This is a genomic window from Dactylosporangium sp. NPDC049140, from assembly GCF_040648435.1.
Window position 1 is genome coordinate 71136 of sequence record NZ_JBEZDS010000008.1, and the last position, 20823, is coordinate 91958.

At 72.6% G+C, this 20823-nt stretch carries 18 protein-coding genes and 1 pseudogene; 9 read left to right on the plus strand and 10 right to left on the minus strand.

Annotated features, from left to right (window positions below; translation table 11 throughout):
* The 5 genes from AB0B76_RS15525 to AB0B76_RS15545 all read left to right on the plus strand — a co-directional run bounded on the left by AB0B76_RS15525 (nucleotide 1) and on the right by AB0B76_RS15545 (nucleotide 6053).
* Nucleotides 1-228, plus strand: a complete 228-nt coding sequence (locus AB0B76_RS15525; RefSeq protein ID WP_360375032.1) for a hypothetical protein — start codon at nucleotides 1-3, stop codon at nucleotides 226-228.
* Nucleotides 229-885: 657 nt separating this feature from the next.
* Nucleotides 886-3585, plus strand: coding sequence for a nitrate- and nitrite sensing domain-containing protein (locus AB0B76_RS15530; protein WP_360375034.1), 2700 nt, complete (start codon nucleotides 886-888; stop codon nucleotides 3583-3585).
* The gene (locus AB0B76_RS15535; RefSeq protein WP_360375471.1) at nucleotides 3585-3995 is read left to right on the plus strand and encodes a roadblock/LC7 domain-containing protein; all 411 of its coding nucleotides are present in this window, start codon (nucleotides 3585-3587) and stop codon (nucleotides 3993-3995) included. The genes AB0B76_RS15530 and AB0B76_RS15535 overlap by 1 nt, the downstream gene beginning before the upstream one ends.
* A gap of 62 nt (nucleotides 3996-4057) precedes the next feature.
* Nucleotides 4058-5026 (plus strand): TAXI family TRAP transporter solute-binding subunit, encoded by a 969-nt coding sequence (locus AB0B76_RS15540; RefSeq protein ID WP_360375036.1) that lies wholly within the window; start codon nucleotides 4058-4060, stop codon nucleotides 5024-5026.
* A gap of 70 nt (nucleotides 5027-5096) precedes the next feature.
* The gene (locus tag AB0B76_RS15545) at nucleotides 5097-6053 is read left to right on the plus strand and encodes a threonine/serine dehydratase (protein ID WP_360375038.1); all 957 of its coding nucleotides are present in this window, start codon (nucleotides 5097-5099) and stop codon (nucleotides 6051-6053) included.
* A 136-nt stretch (nucleotides 6054-6189) separates the two neighbouring features.
* Here the strand turns inward: AB0B76_RS15545 and AB0B76_RS15550 are convergent, their stop codons facing one another.
* Nucleotides 6190-8268, minus strand: coding sequence for a S9 family peptidase (locus tag AB0B76_RS15550; protein WP_360375040.1), 2079 nt, complete (start codon nucleotides 8266-8268; stop codon nucleotides 6190-6192).
* A gap of 125 nt (nucleotides 8269-8393) precedes the next feature.
* Here AB0B76_RS15550 and AB0B76_RS15555 point away from each other — a divergent pair, with 125 nt between their 5' ends.
* Entirely contained in the window at nucleotides 8394-9389 is a 996-nt protein-coding gene (locus AB0B76_RS15555) for a hypothetical protein (protein WP_360375042.1), read from the plus strand.
* Nucleotides 9390-9583: 194 nt separating this feature from the next.
* Nucleotides 9584-10810, plus strand: coding sequence for an FAD-binding oxidoreductase (locus tag AB0B76_RS15560; RefSeq protein ID WP_360375044.1), 1227 nt, complete (start codon nucleotides 9584-9586; stop codon nucleotides 10808-10810).
* Here the strand turns inward: AB0B76_RS15560 and AB0B76_RS15565 are convergent.
* Together AB0B76_RS15565 and AB0B76_RS15570 are read right to left on the minus strand one after the other, a co-directional pair.
* A complete protein-coding gene (locus AB0B76_RS15565) occupies nucleotides 10807-12096 on the minus strand; it encodes a hypothetical protein (protein WP_360375046.1) in 1290 nt (429 codons plus the stop codon). The genes AB0B76_RS15560 and AB0B76_RS15565 overlap by 4 nt on opposite strands.
* A gap of 1 nt (nucleotide 12097) precedes the next feature.
* Nucleotides 12098-12592 carry a SigE family RNA polymerase sigma factor gene (locus AB0B76_RS15570; RefSeq protein ID WP_360375048.1) on the minus strand — a complete coding sequence of 165 codons (495 nt, stop codon included), beginning with the start codon at nucleotides 12590-12592 and terminating at the stop codon, nucleotides 12098-12100.
* Between the two features lie 440 nt (nucleotides 12593-13032).
* Here AB0B76_RS15570 and AB0B76_RS15575 point away from each other — a divergent pair.
* Nucleotides 13033-13399 (plus strand): annotated as a pseudogene (locus tag AB0B76_RS15575) (AMP-binding protein); the annotation flags it as partial.
* Here the strand turns inward: AB0B76_RS15575 and AB0B76_RS15580 are convergent.
* The 3 genes from AB0B76_RS15580 to AB0B76_RS15590 are packed head-to-tail and all read right to left on the minus strand — an operon-like array spanning nucleotide 13357 to nucleotide 15020.
* Nucleotides 13357-13566 carry a hypothetical protein gene (locus tag AB0B76_RS15580; RefSeq protein ID WP_360375050.1) on the minus strand — a complete coding sequence of 70 codons (210 nt, stop codon included), beginning with the start codon at nucleotides 13564-13566 and terminating at the stop codon, nucleotides 13357-13359. The pseudogene AB0B76_RS15575 and the gene AB0B76_RS15580 sit on opposite strands and share 43 nt — an antisense overlap.
* A 2-nt stretch (nucleotides 13567-13568) precedes the next feature.
* Nucleotides 13569-14408 carry a hypothetical protein gene (locus AB0B76_RS15585; RefSeq protein WP_360375052.1) on the minus strand — a complete coding sequence of 280 codons (840 nt, stop codon included), beginning with the start codon at nucleotides 14406-14408 and terminating at the stop codon, nucleotides 13569-13571.
* Nucleotides 14409-14429: 21 nt separating this feature from the next.
* The gene (locus AB0B76_RS15590; protein WP_360375054.1) at nucleotides 14430-15020 is read right to left on the minus strand and encodes a hypothetical protein; all 591 of its coding nucleotides are present in this window, start codon (nucleotides 15018-15020) and stop codon (nucleotides 14430-14432) included.
* A 158-nt stretch (nucleotides 15021-15178) separates the two neighbouring features.
* Between AB0B76_RS15590 and AB0B76_RS15595 the strand changes: the two genes are divergently transcribed.
* Entirely contained in the window at nucleotides 15179-15922 is a 744-nt protein-coding gene (locus tag AB0B76_RS15595; RefSeq protein WP_360375056.1) for a hypothetical protein, read from the plus strand.
* A gap of 637 nt (nucleotides 15923-16559) precedes the next feature.
* On the opposite strand, the gene AB0B76_RS15600 is transcribed toward AB0B76_RS15595, so the two are convergent.
* From AB0B76_RS15600 to purS, 4 genes are read right to left on the minus strand one after another with little or no spacing between them, the layout of a single operon-like run.
* A complete protein-coding gene (locus AB0B76_RS15600; protein ID WP_360375058.1) occupies nucleotides 16560-17321 on the minus strand; it encodes a 2-phosphosulfolactate phosphatase in 762 nt (253 codons plus the stop codon).
* On the minus strand, nucleotides 17318-19747 hold the full coding sequence (gene purL / locus AB0B76_RS15605) for a phosphoribosylformylglycinamidine synthase subunit PurL (protein ID WP_360375060.1): 2430 nt from the start codon (nucleotides 19745-19747) through the stop codon (nucleotides 17318-17320). The genes AB0B76_RS15600 and purL overlap by 4 nt, the downstream gene beginning before the upstream one ends.
* Entirely contained in the window at nucleotides 19744-20424 is a 681-nt protein-coding gene (gene purQ / locus AB0B76_RS15610) for a phosphoribosylformylglycinamidine synthase subunit PurQ (protein WP_360375062.1), read from the minus strand. Before purQ ends, purL begins: the two co-directional genes overlap by 4 nt.
* Nucleotides 20421-20684 carry a phosphoribosylformylglycinamidine synthase subunit PurS gene (gene purS, locus AB0B76_RS15615; protein WP_360375064.1) on the minus strand — a complete coding sequence of 88 codons (264 nt, stop codon included), beginning with the start codon at nucleotides 20682-20684 and terminating at the stop codon, nucleotides 20421-20423. Before purS ends, purQ begins: the two co-directional genes overlap by 4 nt.
* Between the last annotated feature and the right edge of the window lie 139 nt (nucleotides 20685-20823).

Sequence of the window (20823 nt, forward strand, 5' to 3'; positions counted from 1 at the left end):
ATGAGTCGATACCGCAACCGCGTCCTGAAGGCGACGGCCGCTATGTGGCTGCTCGTCCTGCTTGCCGACGCCGGCTGGGTGGCGACCTCGCGCGCCGCCCTCACCGCCGCGACGGTGCTGGGCGTCTGCGTGGTGCTGTCTGCCGCGCTGCTCCACAAGTTCATGCAGAACCTGCGCGAGGACGAGGCGGTCCCGGTTCGCGCCCGAGGTAACGACCGGCGGCGTTGATCGCGTAAAGGCGCGCTTAATCCTCGTAAAAGACTCAACCCCGTCCCGCCGGTGCCGTTGGGACGGGCGCGAAGTCGCTCGTGGCCGCGGTGCTGATCGGCGGCGCGGCCCTCGGGCCGACGCCGCCGCCGGGGCCGCCCTGCCCGGGCCGCCCGCCATTCTCGAGCCCGTCGGGCCCTCCGCGACCCCGCCGGACCTCACCGCCGGGCCGACCGCGCCGGCCACACTTCCGCCGGTCGCGACCCCTGTCGTGCCCTCCGGACGGCCGCTGTCGCCGACCCCGGGGGCGTCCGGCGGCGCGCCCGCCGCGAGTCCCGCGCCGACCGCCGGCGAAGTCTCGCCGAGCCCCGCTTCCGTGGAAGTGTCATCGCGGCGATCGGCCACCTGGATCGCTCTCGGGATCGCTCTGGGGCTCGCCGGAGCCGCCACCTGGTTCGTTGTGCGACGCCGTCGTCACGCTTAGTCAGAACGACTAGGCCGTTCGGCTAAGGACTCTTTAGGGATCCGACCTCTTCCAGTAGCGTGCCTGATCGTGTTCCGTAGTGGATCCGACTCCGACGCCAATGTGTTGGAGCGCTCTCTTCGGCACGCTCCGTTGTGGAGCCGCTACTTTTAGGAGGCCAGGCGGTGGCAGCTAGCGCCCCCTCCCGCGCCCCGGTGCCGCGTCACGGTGTCAGCTCCGGCGGCCCGACGCGCCGGGCCGCGGGCACCGACACCTCGGTGGCCGGGCACCGCCGTGGCGGAGGCCCTCGCGCGGGCCTGCTGCAGTCCGTCCGCGCCCAGCTGCTGGCGCCGATCGTCGTGGCGATGGTCGGCCTCGTCGTCCTGGGCGGCGTCCAGGTCACCAACGCCATCAACTCGGCCCGCGACGCCGGCCACGCCCGGACCCTGAGCATCACCGCCACCAGCGCGGTGCTCTTCGTCCACGAGATCGAGCGCGAGCTCGCCGAGACCGCGGCGCTGCGCCAGCGCGGCGGCCAGAGCGGCGCCGCGCTGGTCACCGCCCAGCGCGCCCGCACCGACCAGGCCGCTTCGCGCTTCTTCGCCGACGCCGCCAAGGCCGTCGACGCCGTGCCCGCCCTGGCCACCCGGGTGCGCGTGGCCGGCGAGAACTACGGCCAGCTGGGCTTCACCCGGGCCGCGATCGACAACGGCACCGCCACGATCGTCCTGGTCACCGACGTCGTCTACGGCGGCCTGGCCGACGCGCTGCTGGCCGTCGCCGACGCCGTCCCCGGCCAGATCGAGGACATCGAGCTGTCCAACGCGGCCCGCGCCCTGGCCGCCAGCGCCTTCGTCGAGCACTACTCCGCCGTCGAGCGCGACCTGCTGCGCACCGTCTTCAGCCGCGGCAACCTCCAGCCCGGCGACCTGGGCAACCTGGCGCTGGTCGAGGGCGCGCGGGGGCAGCGCGAGGCCGAGTTCCGGCGGGTCGCCACCGCCGCGGAGTTGCAGCTGTACACCACCGAGGTCCGCGGCACCGACGCGGACACCGCCGACAGCATGAGCGCCAAGGTGCGCGACGCCGAGCGGGACGCGGCCGGGCTCAAGGTCGACGCCGACGCCTGGTTCGTCGCGCAGAGCGGCGTGATCCGCCGGGTCAGCATCGTCAGCGTCGAGATCGCCGACAACCTCGACGCGCGCGCCGAGCAGGTCGCCACCAACGCCTCCCGCCGCGCCTGGGCCACCGGTCTGCTCACCGTCCTGTTCGCCCTCGCCGCCCTGGCCATCGCCATCATGCTGGCCGTGCGCACCGCCCGCCGGCTCAACCTGCTGCGCGGCGCGGCCCTGCAGGTGGCCCGCCGCGACCTGCCCGACGCGATCAACTCGGTCTCCGCCGGCTCGGCCTCCGCGGCCCCGTCGCTCATGGAGGGCGGCCAGACCGCGGCCGAGGTCACCCGCGACATTGCCGCCGTCAACGACGAGGTCGGCCAGGTGGCCGAGGCGTTCGGCACCGTGCACCGCACCGCCCTGCGCCTCGCCGGTGAGCAGGCCGAGCTGCGCGTCGACGTCGCCCGCATGGCCGAGGTGCTGGCCCGGCGCATCCGTACCCTCATCACCCGCCAGCTGCGGCTGCTCGACGAGTTCGAGCGCGACGAGACCGACCCCGACGTGCTGGCCCGGCTCTTCGCCCTGGACCACCTCGCCGCCCGCCTGCGCCGCAACGGGGAGAACCTGCTGGTCCTCTCCGGTGGCGAGCCCGGCCGCCCGCAGACCAACGCCGTCGGGCTGGGCGCGGTCGTCACCGCCGCCGCATCGGAGATCGAGGACTTCGTCCGGGTCGAGTTCCAGCCCGCCGACCTGGCCATCGTCGGCCCGGTCGTCGGTGACCTCGTCCACCTGCTGGCCGAGCTGCTGGAGAACGCCACCGCGTTCTCGCCGCCGACCGAGCCGGTCATCGTCGACGCCCGGGCCACCGGCCGTGGCGCCATGATCCGCGTCCACGACCAGGGCATCGGCATCCTCCCGGCCCGCCTCGCCGAGATCAACTCCCGGCTGGCCGTGCCGAGCGTGCTGAGCAGTGCCGCCGCCGGCACCATGGGCCTGCACGTGGTCTCCCACCTCGCGGCCCGCCACGGCATCCGCGTCCAGCTCTACGCGACCGGCAACGGCGGCGGCACGGTCGCCTACGTCGAGGTGCCGCACCGCCTGCTGGACCAGGTCTCGGCCCTGCCCGCGGGGCGCGGCGCGCCGACCGAGACGATCCCGGCCGTCCAGCCGCCGGCCGCCCGGCCGGTGCAGGTCCCCTCGACCGTCGGCGCCCCGATCGGCCGGTCCGAGCCCGTCGTGGCCCGGGCCGCCGAGGCGGCGCAGATCCCGCAGCAGCGCCAGCCGGAGCGGGCCGCCCAGCCGGCCGCCGCCGGCCCCGGCCTGCAGTCGGTCGCCCCGGCGGGCGGGGCGGCGCCCTGGTTCCGCCCGTATCTCAGTGGCAACTCCGGCGCCGGCGGGTCCGACACCCCGCCGCCGGCGCCCCCGCGGGTCCAGCCGGGCGGAAACACCCCGCCGCGCGGCGTGGCCCAGGTGGCCGCCACCCCGCTGCCGGCGATCCCGCCGGCCCGGCCGCCGCAGAACAGCGCGCAAACCACCTGGGGATCCCCCGGCACTTGGCCGCCACGTCCGGGGAGCCCGTTCAGTGCCGGAGGTGGCTCGATGTCGGAGCAGGATCAGGACAATCTTCCGCGCCGTCGGCCGGGGGCCCAGCTGCTCCCGGAAACCACCGAACCACGTGCCGAGAGCCGCAGCGCCGCGGCGGTCGACCCGGAGCAGGTCCGCTCCCGGCTGTCCGCGTTCGCCGAGGGCGTCTCGGCCGCAGCACGCCGCACGAACAGCACCGCCCCAGGAACGAAGGACTCATGATGTCTCAGCAACCCCAAGGCGCCGGACAGCTCGACTGGCTGATGGTGAGCTTCGCGCGCCAGGTGCCCGACGTGGCGCACGCAATCACCGTGTCCGGTGACGGGCTGCGCCTGGCCGCCTCGGCCGACCTGCCGATCGACCAGGCCGACCACCTCGCCGCCGTGATCAGCGGCCTGGCCAGCCTGGTGTTCGGCGCGGCCCGGGTCATGCAGGCCGGCCACGTGCGGCAGACGATCGTCGACATGGACGGCGGCGTCATGATCGTGATGTCCGTCGGCGACCGGGCGCTGCTGGGCGTCCTGGCGGCGCCGGGCTGCGACCTGGGCCAGGTCGGCTACGAGACCGCCATGCTCGTCCACCGCGTCGCCGACGCGCTGGACCCGCTGCCCCGCGACGCCCTGTTCCGCTGAGACCGCTGAGAAGGTCGGCCATGAAGTCCAACGGCGCTCAGCCGTCGCCCAGGGCGTCGTCTTTGACAATCCGGAATCTGGCGCTGGCGCTGGTGGCGGTGCTCGCCGTCGCCGGCTGCGCGAACCCGTCCCAGCGCCCCGGCGCCGGGTTGTGGCACGGCGGGCGCCTCTTCATCGCCACCGGCAACACGACCGGGGTGTTCTACTCGCTCGGCGGCGGCTACGCCGACCTGATCACCAAGCACGTGCCCGGTTACGAGGCCCGCGCGGAGGCGACCGGCGCGTCCGGCGAGAACATCCAGCGGGTCGCCAGCGGCGACATGGACATCGCGCTGACCCTGGCCGACACCGCCGCCGACGCCTACGCCGGCAAGGGCGCCTTCGACGGCAAGCCGCAGAAGGTCGTGGCGCTGGCGCGGATCTACAAGAGCTACACGCACCTGGTGGTGCGCAAGGCCGCGGGCATCACGAAGTTCTCCGACCTGCGCGGCAAGCGTGTGTCGACCGGCTCGCTCGGCTCGGGCGCCGACGTCCTGGCCGGGCGCATCCTGTCCGCCGGCGGGCTCAACCCCGACGCCGACGTGGTACGCCAGCGCCTGTCGCTGCCGGAGACCACCAAGGGCATGCAGAACGGCACCACCGACGCGCTGTTCTTCACCGGCGGCCTGCCCACGCCGGGCATCGCCGACCTGCTCGGCAGCCAGCCCAACGCGTACGCGATCCTGCCGCTCAACAGCCTGCTGCAGCCGCTGACGGCCAAGTACGGGGCGGTCTACCTCGGCGCCAAGATCCCCAAGTCGGCGTACAACACCGGGGCGGACATCGACACGATCGCGGTCGGCAACTTCATCGTCGTCTCGCCCGACATGCCCGAGCAGCTCGCGCACGACCTGGCCAAGGTGCTGTTCGAGTACCAGCAGGAGCTGAGCCGCGTGCACCCCGAGGGCGGCAACTTCGACAAGGGCACCGCGCCGCAGACCGAGCCCATCCCCCTGCACCCCGGCGCCGCCCGCTATTACAGCAGCGGGTAGGCGTTATGGATCTCTCATTCGGTACGAGGGACGAGGGTGATCCGGGCCGGGTGATGTCAGGATTGGCGCCGTGACCGCCCTCCAGCAAAACCTCGTTCACCTGGACGACATCCGCGACGCGGCCGCGCGGGTGTCCGGGCTCGTGGTGCGCACCCCGCTGCTGCCCAGCCCCTGGGCCGAGGAGCTGTGGCTCAAACCCGAGAGCCTGCAGCCCATCGGCGCGTTCAAGCTTCGCGGCGCCACCAACGCGCTGCACCGTCTGGACCTCGAGCGCCGGCGCGCCGGCGTGGTCACGCACTCCTCCGGCAACCACGGCCAGGCCCTCGCCTACGCGGGGCGGGCCCTGGGCGTGCCGGTCACGGTCGTCATGCCCGACGTCTCCACGCCCCTGAAGATCGACGCGACCCGCGGCTACGGCGCCGAGGTCATCCTGGTGCCGCAGGCCCAGCGCGAGACCGAGGCCCTCCGCCTGGTCGAGGAGCGCGGGCTGACCCTGATCCCGCCGTACGACCACCCCGACATCATCGCCGGCCAGGGCACCATCGGCCTGGAGATCTTCGAGGACCTGTCCAACGTCGACGTGGTCGTGGTGCCGGTCGGCGGCGGCGGGCTCTCCTCCGGGGTTGCGACCGCGGTCAAGTCGCTCGCCCCGCACGTGGCGGTCATCGGCGTGGAGCCCGCGGTGGCGGCCGACGCCGCCGAGAGCCTGGCCGCGGGCATGGTCCGGGTCTGGCCGGTCGAGCGGATGCTCGCCACGGTGGCCGACGGGCTGCGCACGCCCCTGTCGGAGCTGACGCTGGCGCACCTGTCGACCTACCTCGACGCGATCGTGACCGTCAGCGAGGAGGAGATCCTCGACACGGTCCGCACGCTCGCGCGCAAGGCCCGGCTGATCGTGGAGCCCAGCGGCGCGGTGGCCACGGCCGCGGTGCTGCACCGCCGCGACGAGCTCCCGGCCGGGCGGACGGTCGCCGTGATCAGCGGCGGCAACATCGCCCCTGAGCTGGCCGCACGCCTCTTCGCCTGAGCGTTGTCCACAGGCTGTGGAGAACTGCCTGTGGACAACCCGCCGTCCGCCTGTGGAAAACTCCCGGTAACGAGGTTTCCGCGCGGCGCGTGACTGTGCGGATCCACACAGGTGTTACCCACAGCCTGTGGACAACTCAGGCGCGCCCCACCTTGTCGAGCAGCCAGGCGGCGATGAAGGCCTCCTCGCGCCAGGCGTCGTAGCGCCCGCTCGGCCCGCCGTGCCCGGCGCCCATCTCGGTCTTGAGCAGCACATGTGTCGTCGGCGACGCCACCCGCAGGCGGGCGACCCACTTGGCCGGCTCGTGGAAGAGCACCCGGGTGTCGTTGAGGCTCGTGACCGCCAGGATCGCCGGGTACGGGACCGGCTGGAGGTTCTCGTACGGGGTGTACGACTTCATGTACGCGTACACCTCCGGATCCTGCAGCGGGTTGCCCCACTCCTCCCACTCCGTCACGGTCAGCGGCAGCGACGGGTCGAGGATCGTGTTGAGCGCGTCGACGAACGGCACCTGGGCCACGACCGCCCCGAACGCCCCGGGGGCCAGGTTGGCCACCGCGCCCATGAGCAGGCCGCCGGCCGAGCCGCCGCGGGCCACGAGCCGGTCCGGCGCCGTCCAGCCGGCCTTGACCAGGTGCTCGGCGCAGGCGATGAAGTCGGTGAACGTGTTCTTCTTGGCCAGCAGCTTGCCCTCGTCGTACCAGCGCCGGCCCATCTCGCCGCCGCCGCGGATGTGCGCGATGGCGAAGACGACGCCGCGGTCCAGCAGCGACAGGCGCGGGATCGAGAACCACGGGTCCGTGGAGGACTCGTAGGAGCCGTAGCCGTACAGCGTCGCCGGGGCCGATCCGTCGCGCGGGGTGCCCTTGCGGGCCACGATCGAGATCGGGACGCGGGTGCCGTCGTCGGCGATGGCCCACTCGCGGTGCTGCTCGTACCGGGACGCGTCGAAGTCGCCGAGCACCGGCTTCTGCTTGCGCAGGGTCAGCGTGCCGCTGTCGAGGTTGCAGTCGAACACCGAGTCCGGGGTCACCATCGACACGTAGTGCAGGCGGAACGAGGTGGTGTCGTACTCCAGGTTGGCCTCCGGCCCGACCGAGTACAGCGGCTCGGGGAAGGCGATGTCGTACGGCGCGGCCCCGAGCAGCGGCACCACCCGGACGCCGGTCAGCCCGTCGCGGCGCAGCGAGACCACCAGGTGCCCGGAGAACGCGTCGACCTGCAGCAGCCGGGTGCCCGGCTCGTGCTCGATCAGCGTCGTCCAGTCGCCCGGGTTGTCCACCGAGGTGTACGCGAGCGCGAAGTCCTCGGCCCCGTCGTTGTGCAGGATCAGGAACCGGTGGCCGTGGTGCTCGACCGAGTACTCCACGCCCTGCCGGCGCGGGGCGATCGAGCGCGGCGGGGTCAGCGGCGCGTCGGCCGGGATCACCAGCACCTCGCTGGTGACCTTGCTGTTGACGTCGATGAGCAGGAAGCGCTCCGAGCGGGTCAGCTCGACGCCGACCCAGAAACGCTCGTCGGGCTCCTCGAACACGACCGCGTCGTCGCCGGCGGCCGTACCCATGGCGTGGCGCCAGACGCGGTGGGGTCGCCAGGCGTCGTCGACGGTGATGTAGAACAGCGTCGAGCCGTCGGCGGACCAGGCCGAGCCGTAGAACGCGTTCTCGATGACGTCGGGCCGGTCCTCGCCCGTGCGCAGGTCCTTGATCCGCAGCGTGAAGCGCTCGTCGCCGGAGAAGTCGGTGCTGTACGCCAGCAGGTGGCCGTCCACGCTGAGGTCGAACGTGCCGAGGGCGAAGTACTCCGAGTCGCCCGCCAGCGCGTTGCCGTCGAGCAGCACCTCCTCGCCGGGCAGCGGGGTCCCGTCGCCGATCTCGGGCGGCGCGTCGCGGCCCTCGGCGGCGGGGACACGGCAGTGGATGCCGTACTGCTTGCCCTCCTCGGTGCGGGTGTAGTACCAGTGGCCGCCCTTGCGGGTGGGCACCGAGAGGTCGGTCTCCTTGGTGCGCGACTTGATCTCGTTGAACAGCGTCTCGCGCAGCGGCTCGAGGTGCGCGGTCGCCGCGGCGGTGAACGCGTTCTCGGCCTCGAGGTAGGCGACCGTGTCCGGATCATCCCGGTTTTGGAGCCAGAAGTACTCGTCGGTCACGGTATCGCCGTGATGGACCCGCTCGTGCGGGACCCGCTTCGCGGCGGGTGGCTGCTCGGTCGTCACACAGCCAAAGGTTACCCGGTTCAGAACGCAACCAGGCGCGTCGTTCGGTGGTCTGTCCACTAGGAGAGAGCGACGCCGGTACCGTCATGGTCGCGTAGTTCGGGCGAGACCACGGAGGGATGCCGGTGCGGCGTCGTGGGGTGTTGCACATCGGGGTGACCGGGCTGGCAGTAATGCTGGCTCAAGCGTGCTCCGAGGGGTCGTCGACGACACCACGGGCGGGGAGCGGTTCCCCGGCGGGCGGTTCCGGCTCGCCGAGTGCCGAGCCCCAGGCCGCGTCGACGTTCGACCCCTCGGGGTACGTCCCGGCGCCCGTGCCGATCGCGGAGCTCAAGAAGCTCTACAACTATGACAAGGGCTCGACGCTCAACGCCCAGCTGACCGACCGGCGCACCGGCGACGGGGTCGTCCTCGAGGACATCACGTACTCCGACACCCGTGGCAACGACGCGATCCCGGCGTACGTGGTGAGCGCCGACATCCCGGACGACACCCTGCGGATGCCGGCCGTCGTCTTCGGCACCGGCCCCGACGGCGACCGGGACAAGCTGCTCGCCGAGGCGACGGCCATCGCCCGGATGAAGGCGCTGGTCATGATCACCAGCCTGCCGGTGAAGCCGACCGGCGACCCGAGCGCCGACGCCACGGCGTTCGCCGCCGCCGTGGTCGCCCAGCGCCGCGCCTTCGACCTGCTCATCCGGCGCAGCGACTGCGACGGCTCCCGGGTCGGCTACGCCGGGCACCACTCCGGCGCCGCCCTCGGCGCGGTCCTGCTCGGCCTCGAGTCGCGCATCACCGGCGCCGTGCTCGCCAGCGGGACAAGCCGCTTCTCCCGCTGGATGGTGAAGCAGAAGGTCCCGGCCAACTGGCACGCGTACCTCGACTCCCTGGCCCGCTTCGACGCCGCCCCCTACGTCGCCGTCGGCGGCAAGCGTTCCGTGCTGCTGCAGTTCGGCACCAAGGACGCCGTCGTGCCCGAGGCCGAGCGGGCCGAGCTCGCCGCCGCGGTCGCCGGGGCGAAGCAGCGCAAGGATTACGACACCGGCCATGACCTGGCCGGGTCCGCCGCGGCCGCCGCCGACCGGGCGGCCTTCCTCAAGCAGGTCTTGCGGCTCTCGTAACGACCCCATAGGCTTTCGAACGTATGTTCGGTGTCAGTTGATGCGCCATGTGCATCGCTCCGGCGTCCGGATGTACTCGAACGTGTCATTGGGAATGCCTGGATCATGTCTTCCTTACCCGGGCAACCGCGAATCCCAGCGACCGATCTTCCCCACGTCCACGGCGGGTGACACCAGGGAAGCGGGAGTTTGCGGTGACGGTGATCGAGGCGTTGGCCGAGGCGTGCGGGCCGGACCACGCGTGGGAGGCGGGGCCGGCCGACAACGTCGACGGCGTGCCGGTCGGCTGGGTGGCCGAGCCCGGCGACGCCGCCGCGGTGGCGGAGGTGCTGCGTTTCACGGCGACCGAGGGGCTCTCCGTCGTCGCGTCCGGCGCGGGGACCAAGCTCGACTGGGGCGTCCCGCCCAGCCACGCCGACGTGCTGCTCGACGTGGGCCGGCTCACCGGCGTGCTGAGCTACGAGCCGGGCCGGCGCGCCGCGACAGTCGCGGCCGGCACCCCACTGCGGGCGCTGCGCGCGATCCTGCTGCGGGAACGGCGCCGCCTGCCGCTCGACGTCGGCTCCCCGGCCGCGACCCTCGGCGGCGTGCTGGCCACCAACGAGTCCGGGCCGCTGCGGCACCGCTTCGGCGCGCCGCGCGACCTCGTCACCGGCGTGCGGGTCGCGCTGGACGAGGGCACCCTCGAACACGCGGCCGGCGGCCAGGACCTCGCGCGGTACGTCTGCGGCTCCTACGGCACCCTCGGCATCATCACCGAGGCGACCGTGCGGCTGGAGCCGATCCCGGCCGCGCGGGCCTGGGTCGTGCGCCCGGTGTCGACCCCGCGGGAGGTTCAGCAGCTCACCGAGGCCCTGGTCGCCTCGCCGCTGGAGCCGGCCGCGATCGAGGCCGACCTGCCCGGCGGCGCCGGCGCCCGCCCGGCCGAGCTCGCCGCGCTCTTCGAGGGCGAGGAGGCGTTCGTCGCGCACCGGGCCGAGTCCGCCGCGAAGCTGCTCGGCGGCGGGGCCACGGTCGAGCCCCTCCCGCCGCCGTGGTGGGGGCGCTACCCGTTCGCCCTCGACGACGTGGCCCTCAAGATCTGGGGGCGCCCGAGCGAGCTGTTCGCCGTCGTGTACGCGCTCCGGGACGCGGCCGGCCAGCCGGTGCCCGTGCGCGGCTCGATGGGCCTGGGTGTCGCGCACGTGGCGCTGCGCGACAACATCGCGCCCGAGCGGCTGGACGGCATGCTGACCGCCGCCCGCACCGTGCTCCTGGCCCGCGGGGGCGGCGGCTGCACCCTGCTGCGCGCCCCGCTCGACCTGCGGGAGCTGATGGAGAGTTACGGCCCCGACCCGATGCCGGGGGCGGCGGCCCGGCTCAAGCTGGCCCTCGACCCCGAGGACCGCCTGGCACCGGGCCGCACACCCGATTTCTCCTAGTGACAGTTCCAGACCACGGCCTGGAAGGTGTCTCCGGTCTTCCAGGCCTGGCCGGCGATGGTGCGGCCGTCATCGCTGATCGTCCTCGCCAGGTTGGGCCGGTCCTTGGTCGGGTCGAGGATCGCCGGTAGGACGAGGCGCTGGTCGTCGGCCAGCAGGACGGCCCGGCCCCCGGTGGTCCCGCCGACCACGAAGCCCATCCCGTTGACCGGCCCGGCCGGCGCATCGACGCCGCTCAGCACCACCACGAGGTCGCCCCGGACGCTCCAGCGGACCGGCTTCGGGCTGCTCGAGTACAGCCCGGCGACGCCCGTCGCCCAGCCGCCCCGGGCGCTGTAGACGACGGTGCTCGGGCCGGGCCGGCCGCCGCTGTTCGGCGCGGTCGGCGTCCCCGGCGGCAGCGGCAGCTGCTTCCCGGTGCCGTTCGCCGCCCAGTAGTACGGCAGCTCCTGCGAGCCCATCGTGACCGAGCCGAACACGGCGCCCTGCTCGTCGATTGCCCGCACCTGGCCGCCCGTCGCGCCCGCCGGCAGGGCCAGCTCCACGGGCGCGGCCGCGGTGTCGCGCCACACGATCGGGTGGCCGCCCGGGCCGTCGGAGCCGCGGCTCCCGGCCACGGCGCCGGTGTCGCTTATCGCGCCGGCGTACAGGTCACCGTCGCCCGGCAGCCGGGTGACCGTGTCGTCGTCGCGCAGCAGCCAGGGGACCCACCTTCCGTCGACGAGGGAGTTGCCGACCGCGTCGTGGTAGTTGTTCACGGACCGGACCATCGGCTCGTCGCCCTCGACCGTGACCGTCGCGGGCTGCCCGGCGCGCCAGCGCACCACCCGCTTGTCGCCGCCGGTCAGGTACAGCTGCCCGAAGTGCACCTGGCCGTCGGGCGAGCCCGCGGTCACCAGGTTCGACCCGCCGCCGGCCGGGGCCGGCAGCTCGTGCACGGTGCAGCTCGTCGGCGGCGACACGAAGGGCAGGCCACCCAGCGAGCGGCTGGGCTGCGGCCCCGGCGAGCCCGTGTTCGGGTTGACCGTGTGGAAGGTGGCGGGCGACGTGGGATCGGGGCCGGCCGGTGCGCCCTCGTTGCGGTTCAGGGCCAGCGCGGCCGGCACCGCGACCACCACCGCGACGGCGACGGCGACCCCGCCGACGACCGCGGCGCGGCGGGCCGAGCGCCGGCGGCGGCCCGCGCGCACGGCGGCGGCGATGTCGACGCGGGGCGGGCGCGGCGGTTCGGGGGAGAGGCCCGCCCGGAGCAGGTCGCCGGCGTTGTACTCGTTCAGGTCCACCATCTCAGCGCTCCTTGGTCAGGGCGGCGACCGTCTGCTCGCCGAGCAGGCGGCGCAGGGCCGTCAGGCCGTGTGAGGTCTGGCTCTTCACCGTGCCGGCGGACACGCCGAGGATCTCGGCCACCTCGGCCACGGGCAGGTCGTAGAAGAACCGCAGGACCAGCACCGCCTGCTGGCGGCGCGGCACGCGGGCGAGCGCCTGGCGCACCGCCGTGTGTTCGGCGCGGTCGGCCTCGGGCGCGACCCGCTCGGGCGGCTCGGCGAACAGCCGCACCCGCGACCAGGCCAGCCGGCGCTCGTCGATGAACGTGTTGACGAGCATGCTGCGGACGTACCGGTCCAGGTGCTCCGCGCGCCGGACCCGCGACCACTTCACGTAGAGCGTCGTGATGGTCTGCTGCACCAGGTCGTCGGCGCGGTGCACGTCGCCGCTGAGCACGTAGGCGAGTCGGTGCAGCGCCGGCAGCCGCGCCGTGACGTACTCGACGTAATCGTCCATTCGCGTCCCTCCCCGGAAATCGTCTTCCCTGAGACGGGTCCCGCGGGCACTCAGGTTGTACGCGACTTTTCCGTCCACACCACGAGCTGCTCGGTAGGCGGCGTGCCCCTCCGGCGTGATGTACGCCGTGAAGATGCTCGCACCCCGGTTCTTGGCGTGGTTCCGCCAGTTCCGGATCGTCTCGACATCGGACTCGCGGGCCTCGCGCAGCACCTTCGGGACCTCCTGGGTCGTTGAACCGCGTGACGATCCGTAGAACTCGCGCAACCCTCGCGTGGACGTGCCGACCCCGGAGGACCGCCGATGAACAACCTCGACCGTCTCCGCGCCGCGTTCCGCACGGCGCTGGGCCTTCCGGAGGATGTCGACGTCGACCGGCTGGAGTACCGAGGCATCGAGCATTGGGACTCGCTGGCGCACCTGACGCTGATCGCCGAGATCGAGGACGCGTTCGACGTCACCCGGCCCGCCACCCGTCGCTGCGCACGCTCACCCAGGCCGGCGGCCGGCGGGCGTCTGTTCGTCATGTACGGCCAGACGGAGGCGGCCCCTCGCCTCACCACGCTGCCGGCGGGGCGGCTCGGCGAGAAGGTCGGCTCGGTCGGCCCGGCGGTTCCCGGCGGTCGGCTCAGCATCCGGCTCGAGGACGGTACCGAGACCACCGCGCCGGACGTGCGCGGCGAGGTGCTCTACCGCGGCCCCAACGTCATGCTCGGCTACGCCGAGACCGCGGCGGACCCTTTCTCAAGAGCGAAGGCTGACGCTCAGCGGGTCGGCCGGCCCGGCGAGCTCGGCGACGGGGACGGGTACTGACCGGGCCGTTGCTCTCCGGCGTCGTGGTACCAGTCCGGCGGGTCGGCGATCGTCGCCGGCGGCTCGACCGCCGGCCGGGTCGCCCCGGACTGTGGCAGGTGGGCCGCGCCGACTCCGCCGATCAGCGTGAGCGCGGCCAGGGTACCCAGAAGTTTTCGCATCGCTACGGCGCCAGCCGGTCGTAGGCCGCGTCGAACGCCTGCCGGTAGGGCGCGACACAGGCATCGTGGGCCGCGTTCCCGGCGGAGACGATGTCGGCCGCCTGCTGCACCTTCGCCTCGAGCCGGTTGACCTGCGCCGCGTACGCGGCCTTCTGCAGCTCGGTGGCGGTCGCCGGCAGTGGATCGGGCCACGCGCTGTCCGGCGGCTCGATCGCCTCGGCCTGGGTCTCGACCAGGTTGAAGATCTGCTCCGTGTCGCCGACCGTGTAACCCCGCCCGGACATGCAGGAGATGTACGTCGTCAGGGCGGCCCGCACCGTCGGGTCGGCGGCCGCGGCGGCCTTGACCCGCTCGGCCGCGGTCGTGGCGATGTCCAGGGCGCCGGCGTCCGACGCGCTCATCGTGTTGGCCCGGTCCGCACACCCTGGGTCCGCGTCGTTGCCGACCAGGGCGAAGGTCCAGGTCGCCTGCTGGTCGGCCGGCAGGGCGGTGACGACGCTCTCGTTCGGGTCGGCCGGTAGGCCGGCCGCCACCTGCGCCAGGAGGTCGTGCAGCTCCGCGCCCTGCTTGCCGGCCGCCACCGCGTCGGTGTAGGCCTGATCCAGGTAGACGTCGTTGGGCACCGCCACGACGTACGTCAGCCCGAGCGCGTGCATGCAGTCGGCGACCTGCTGCTCCTGGGCCAGGGCCCGATCGCGGATGGCCGGATCGATCGACACGCTGGTGTTGGTCGCCGCGGCCGAGCCGCTCTCGGCGGTGCTGACCAGCCAGCCACCGATACCGATCGCGAAGGCGGTCACGAGAGCCGTCGACCAGACTCGCTTGTTCTTCCTCGGAAGCACCGGATTCTCCTCGTCGGCTCGTCAGTAGACCATCAACATGCCGGTGTCCCGGCGGTACGCGGCGCTCCACCGCTTCTTCAGCTGCGCGCGGTCCGTCTGGTTGACCTTGATGCAACCGTTGGACTTGTAGTTGTTCTCGGTCCAGCCGCTCGTGCCCTCCGAGTGGATGAACAGGTCGGTGCGGGTGATCCGTTTCTCGCCCGCCTTGGGGTGGCAGACCTTGTTGCCGAGGCTCCAGACCGCGCCCCGGATGACGCTGTTGCCCCAGGTCTTGTTGCTGATGTACACGAGGGTGCTGTTGCTGTCCTCGTCACGCGGGTCGTAGAAGCCCACCGGGATCTGGCCCTTGTTGCGGACGCATTCGCTGACGACGCCGCTGCCCGTGCCGGCCCGCATCGAGACCCGGTACCGGGTGCTGCCGACGCTCGCGTAGGCCGTCAGCGTGCCGCGCTGCGGCGCCTTGTTGTTTCGCTGGAAAACCATGTAGGGCGCGGTCTTCGTCGCGGTCGTCTTCGTCTCGGTGTAGGCCGCCGCGGGCGCGGCCGGCAATGCGGCGCCGGCCAGGGCGAGACAGATCAGGCCGGTCACCACCTGGCTGATTCGTGTTCTCAACGGAATGCTCCTCTGCATCACGCACGGGAATGTCCGCTCGCGCTCCGGCGATCGTTCCCGGTCGATGTTGTGGGGGCGTTAATGTTCCGTTGGAACGTTATCCACAGGCGTGGATTGCCTCTTGATGCGCCAACCGGCCCCGCGGGAGCCTGAGTCTCGTGACACGGGGGCGGTTCACGCTTTTGATTCCGGCTCTGCTCTTGGCGGCCCTGCTGCTGACCGGGGCGTACCGCTGGTGGGCGCATCCGGCTTCGGCCGGGTGTTCGGGGGCCGGTCCGCGCGCGGTGGGGGCGGCGGTGCCGGTCCAGGGCGGGCTGGCGGTGGCCGAGCAGGGGTTCAGCCGCGTCGGAGGATGGTCGTTCAGCGCGGGGGCGCTCGTCGTTGATCGGTCGCCGGAGTGGGCGGCCTATCGCACGACGGTGAGCCTGCGCCTGCTGGACTCCTCGGGCGGGGTCGTGGTGGCGCTGCCGGAGCGGACGCTGCCGATGGTGCTGCCGGGGTCGCGACTACCGGTGGGCGCGGTGATCGAGGTGGCGCCGGATCGGGCGGCTTCGGTCGCGGGGTTCTCTCTGGCCTTCGGGACTACGCACTGGGTGCGTCCGGAGCCGTGGAATCCGCTCTTCCGCCGCTTTGACGTGCTGCCGGAGCCGGACGGGCCGGGGGCGCCGGATTTCCTGCTGCCGGCGAACATGGGGCCGGTGGCGTGCGAGGGGCTGTCGCCGGCGGGGGCGGCGCTGGTTTATCGCAATGGGGCGGGCGCGGTGATCGGCGGGGAGGGGGTGGCTTACTCGGGGGAGTACTGCGCGGGAACCCACGCGGGCGACACCGTGACGGCCGCACACATGCCGCCGACGACGGATCCGCCGCGCACCGAGATAGCGATCTACTGCGACGTCGGCTAGCGCTGTCGCCCTAGGGCATTCTGCTGGCCGGATACCGAAATCCACGCCAGGTTCAGCGAGTTGCTCGTCTTGCGAGCGACACACAATTTGGTCGCGATCCCAGCAAGCCATGATCACGCAATTGTCGCTACGCGGGAGAGGATCGCTGGACGCTGTCTCCGCCGCAGCGGACGACCCGGCCGAACGATCCTCTCCACGGGGCGGACTATGCGAGCATCTGATCCGTAGCCACCGCGGCGGCGATGCCGGCGCCGAGGGCTGCCGCGGCTACCGGGGAGAACAACACGAGGGCCGCGGCGACGCCCCCCACCATCAGCACGAGTGCCCACCTGAGCGGCAAGCGGGAGCCGGTCGATCGGGGGGAAATGGCCGCCAATTCATCGGAGATCGGCGATTTGACGAGCGGCGTGCGCCCCCGCCGACGTCGTAGGCTCGACATGCCTGGATCCTTTCGTTCAACACGGGACCAAGGGAACTTGCGTCCGCCTGCATATGCGCAGGTTCGAATCGACAATTTTCGGTCCGGTTGGCTGAGGTCGGCCGACGAAAGCGCTGAGCGAAGTCCCTTCACCGACGTGCAGTGGCTGTTACGACCCAGGCCGCCGCGGGGTGGGCGAGCCCTGATGCGGACCGTTGATCACGCCGGGGCGAAGGACTCGCCATTGGTCATGATCGGCACCGTGTGCGACGCGCCCGATTGGGACGCCAGTCTCACGTCCTCGGCGAAACCACGCTGGATCAGTTCCTGGCCGCTCACGCACCGCCGTACCGCCGCGGCCACGTTCTTCACCGCGGCCAACGCCGCCAAAGAGACCGCGGCCTCCACCGACAGCGGGGCGCCCAGCATTGACAGGCCGTCCAGGACCGCGGCCGCGCCCAGGAGGTCCTCCACGCACGGGCGCAGCGTGCCGTCCGGCCACAGTTCGCCCGCCGCTATGACACCCACCGCGCTCGCCGGCGTGCCGTGGCCGTGGGCCCGCAGCCAGCGGGCCACGGCCGGGGCGTTGCGCAGGCAGGCCGCCACCACCGGTACGCCCGTCGAGGCGGCCGCCGAGCAGATCGTCGCGCCGTTCGGGGACGGCAGGACCAGCCGGTCGACGAGCGGGGCGGTCAGCAGGGCGGCCGGCGACAGGCTCCAGGGCTGCTCCGGGCTCGCCTGGCGGCGGCCCACGGCCACCGCGGCGCCCAGGCGCGTCGCGTAGGCCTGGGCCTGGTCGCTCCACGGGAAAGGGTGCACGCGGATGCCCCGGCCGACGGCTACGTCCACGGCGGTCGAGAAGGACAGCACGTCGACCACGACCAGGACCGAGCAGACACGCGCCAGCTCGGCCGCGCCGGCCGGGCCCCAGTCGAACCGGGCGCCCGAGCCGGGCTGGCTATAGACGCCCTCCGGGGTCACGACTCGTCGTCGAGCGGGGCGTGCGGTACCTCCGGCGCGTCGATCTTCTCGAAGAAGGACGACTCGTTGGCCGCGGGGGTCTCACCGGCAGCGGGCGCGGGGTCGTAGAGCGAAGGCTCCGGCTCGCTCGGGGTGCGGTACGCCGGCGCCTCCGTCGACACCTCGCCGAACAGCGCCGGCAGCGTACCCATCCAGGCGGAGCGCAGCTCGTCGAGGGCGATCGTGAACTGCCCGCGCACGTCGAGCGCGCGGCTGCGGCCGTCGACGGAGCCGATCACGGTCGCCGGGAGGCCGTGCTGGGCGCACATGGCGGTGAAGGCCTTCTCGTGGCCGCGCGGCACCGAGACCAGGGCCCGGGCCGTCGACTCCGAGAAGAGCGCGACGAACGGGTTGAGGCCCTCCGGCAGGGTGATGTTCGCGCCGCAGTCGTAGCGCAGCGTCGCCTCGACCAGGGCCTGGGCCAGGCCGCCGTCGGAGAGGTCGTGCGAGCTCGACAGGTGGCCGCGCTCGCCGGCCTCGGTCAGCACCGAGGCGAGGATGCGCTCGCGGGTGAGGTTCACGCGCGGGGGCAGGCCGCCCAGGTGCTCGTGGGTCACCCAGGCCCACTCGGAGCCCGAGAGCTCCTCGGTGGTCTCGCCCAGCAGCATGATCAGGTCGCTGTCGCCGCCGAAGCCCATCGGGACGCGGCTGCCGACGTTGCCCAGGATGCCCAGGACGCCCACGACCGGGGTCGGGTGGATGGCCTGCGTACCGGTGGAGTTGTAGAAGGACACGTTGCCGCCGGTGACCGGGATGCCCAGCTCCGCGCAGCCGTCGGCCAGGCCGCGGACGGCCTCGGCGAACTGCCACATGACCTGCGGGTCCTCCGGCGAGCCGAAGTTGAGGCAGTTGGTCACGGCGAGCGGGGTCGCGCCCGCGGCGGCGACGTTGCGGTAGGCCTCGGCGAGCGCCAGCTTGGCCCCGTTGTACGGGTCGAGGCGGGCGAACCGCGCGTTGCCGTCCACCGACAGGGCGACGCCGAGGCCGGTCTGCTCGTCGATGCGTACGACGCCGGCGTTCTCCGGCTGGGCGAGGATCGTGTTGCCCTGGACGTACCGGTCGTACTGCTCGGTCACCCAGCTCTTGTCGCACAGGTTGGGGCTGGCGGCCAGGCGCAGGAGGGTCTCGCGCAGCTCGACCCCGGTGCGCGGGCGCGGCAGCGTCTCGGCCCGGTCGGCCTGCAGCAGGATGAGGTCGGCGGGCTCGCGCATCGGGCGGGCGTACACCGGGCCGTCGTCCACCAGTGAGCCCGGCGGCACGTCGACGACCGTCTCGCCGCGCCAGGTGATGACCAGCCGGCCGGTCTCGGTGACGGTGCCGATCGCGGTGGCGATGACGCCCCAGCGCTCGGCGACCCGCAGCACCTCCTCGAGCTTGGCCGGGTCGACGATGAGGAGCATGCGCTCCTGCGACTCGCTGGCCAGCACCTCCTGCGGGTCCATGGAGGCCTCGCGCAGCGGCACCTTGTCCAGCTCGACGTCCATGCCGGTGCCGGCGGCCGCGCTGGTCTCGGTGAGCGCGCAGGTCAGCCCGGCGCCGCCGAGGTCCTGCACGCCGACGATCAGGTCCCGCTCGTACAGCTCCAGGCAGCTCTCGATCAGCAGTTTCTCGATGAACGGGTCGCCGACCTGCACCGAGGGGCGCCGGGCCGGGCCGTCGCTGTTGAAGGTCGCGCTGGCCAGGACCGAGACGCCGCCGATGCCGTCGCGGCCGGTCTTGGCGCCCAGGAGCACGACGATGTTGCCGGGGCCGTGCGCCTCCTTGTTCTGCAGGCGGTTGACCGGCAGCACGCCCACGCAGAGCGCGTTGACCAGCGGGTTGCCCTGGTAGCAGGGGTCGAAGACGACCTCGCCGCCGATGTTGGGCAGGCCGAGGCAGTTGCCGTAGCCGCCGACGCCGGCGACGACCCCGGGCAGGACGCGCTTGGTGTCCTCGTGGTCGGCGGCGCCGAAGCGCAGCGGGTCCATGACCGCGACCGGGCGGGCGCCCATGGCCAGGATGTCCCGGACGATGCCGCCGACGCCGGTGGCGGCGCCCTGGTACGGCTCGACGAAGCTCGGGTGGTTGTGCGACTCGACCTTGAAGGTGACCGCGATCTCGTCGGAGATGCGGATCACGCCCGCGTTCTCGCCGATGCCCGCGAGCATGAGGTCGGACTTGGGGGCCTTCTCGCTGAACTGGCGCAGGTGGACCTTGCTGCTCTTGTACGAGCAGTGCTCGCTCCACATGATCGAGTACATCGCCAGCTCCGACGTGGTCGGGCGGCGGCTCAGGATCGAGCGGATGCGCTGGTACTCGTCCTCGCGCAGCCCCAGGTCCTCGTAGGGCTGCTCGTCGTCCGGAGTCTTGGCGGCGTGATCGACGGTGTCAAAAACTTCCGCGGTCATACACGGGCTCCCAGGTGAGCGAGCACGGACGTGAAGATGCCCAGCCCGTCGATGGACGGGCCGGTCAGCACCTCGACGGCGTGCTCCGGGTGGGGCATGATCCCGACGACGTTGCCGGCTGCGTTGCTGATCGCCGCGATGTCGTGCAGCGAACCGTTGGGGTTTCCGCGGATGTACCGCGCGACGACCCGCCCCTCGGCCTCGAGCTCGTCCAGCGTCCGGGCGTCGGCCATGTAGCAGCCCTCGCCGTTCTTGACCGGGATCACGACCTCCTGGCGCGGCTGGAAGCCGACCGTCCAGGCGGTGGTGTTGTTCTCGATGCGCAGGCCCTGGTCGCGGTTGCGGAAGTGCAGGTGCTGGTTGCGCGTGAGGGCGCCGGGCAGCAGGTGGGCCTCGCAGAGCACCTGGAAGCCGTTGCAGATGCCGAGCACGGGCAGCCCTTCGCCGGCGGCCTTCACGATCGAGTCCATGACCGCGGAGAACCGGGCGATGGCGCCGGCGCGCAGGTAGTCGCCGTAGGAGAAGCCACCCGGCAGGATGACCGCGTCGACCCCGAAGAGGTCGGCGTCGGCGTGCCACAGCGGGATGGCCGCCGCACCGGCGAGGTGCACGGCCCGGGCGGCATCGCGGTCGTCGAGCGAACCGGGGAACGTGACGACACCAATGCGGGCGGTCACTGCTGCTCGACCTCCACCGGCTCCAGCTCCTCGACGCGGAGGGTGAAGTCCTCGATCACCGGGTTGGCGAGCAGCTTGTCGGCGATCTCGCGCGCGCGGTCGAGGTCGGCCGCGCCGGCGAACTCGATCTCGATGCGCTTGCCGATCCGCACGGACGTGACATCGTCCACGCCGACGCGCGGCAGCGCGTTCGCGACGGCCTGGCCCTGCGGGTCCAGGATCTCCGGTTTGAGCATGACGTCCACCACGACGCGGGCCACGGGGCACTCCTGACGTTGAGTCGGGCGCTCGAGGGCGAGCGACACGAGCCTACCGGGCGAGGCTCCGCCGCAGTTCACCGGCCATGTCACGGTTCAGTCGACCGGCTCGGTGAAGCGTGGAGAAACATCACCCGGCACG

Bases quoted from the DNA above. Each gene is read 5' to 3' on its own strand.
- AB0B76_RS15525 (WP_360375032.1), top strand. From the start codon at position 1: ATGAGTCGATACCGCAACCGCGTCCTGAAGGCGACGGCCGCTATGTGG.
- AB0B76_RS15570 (WP_360375048.1), bottom strand. From the start codon at position 12,592: ATGGACGATTACGTCGAGTACGTCACGGCGCGGCTGCCGGCGCTGCAC.
- purL (WP_360375060.1), bottom strand. From the start codon at position 19,747: ATGACCGCGGAAGTTTTTGACACCGTCGATCACGCCGCCAAGACTCCG.
- AB0B76_RS15565 (WP_360375046.1), bottom strand. From the start codon at position 12,096: ATGGTGGACCTGAACGAGTACAACGCCGGCGACCTGCTCCGGGCGGGC.
- AB0B76_RS15580 (WP_360375050.1), bottom strand. From the start codon at position 13,566: ATGCGAAAACTTCTGGGTACCCTGGCCGCGCTCACGCTGATCGGCGGA.
- AB0B76_RS15535 (WP_360375471.1), top strand. From the start codon at position 3,585: ATGTCTCAGCAACCCCAAGGCGCCGGACAGCTCGACTGGCTGATGGTG.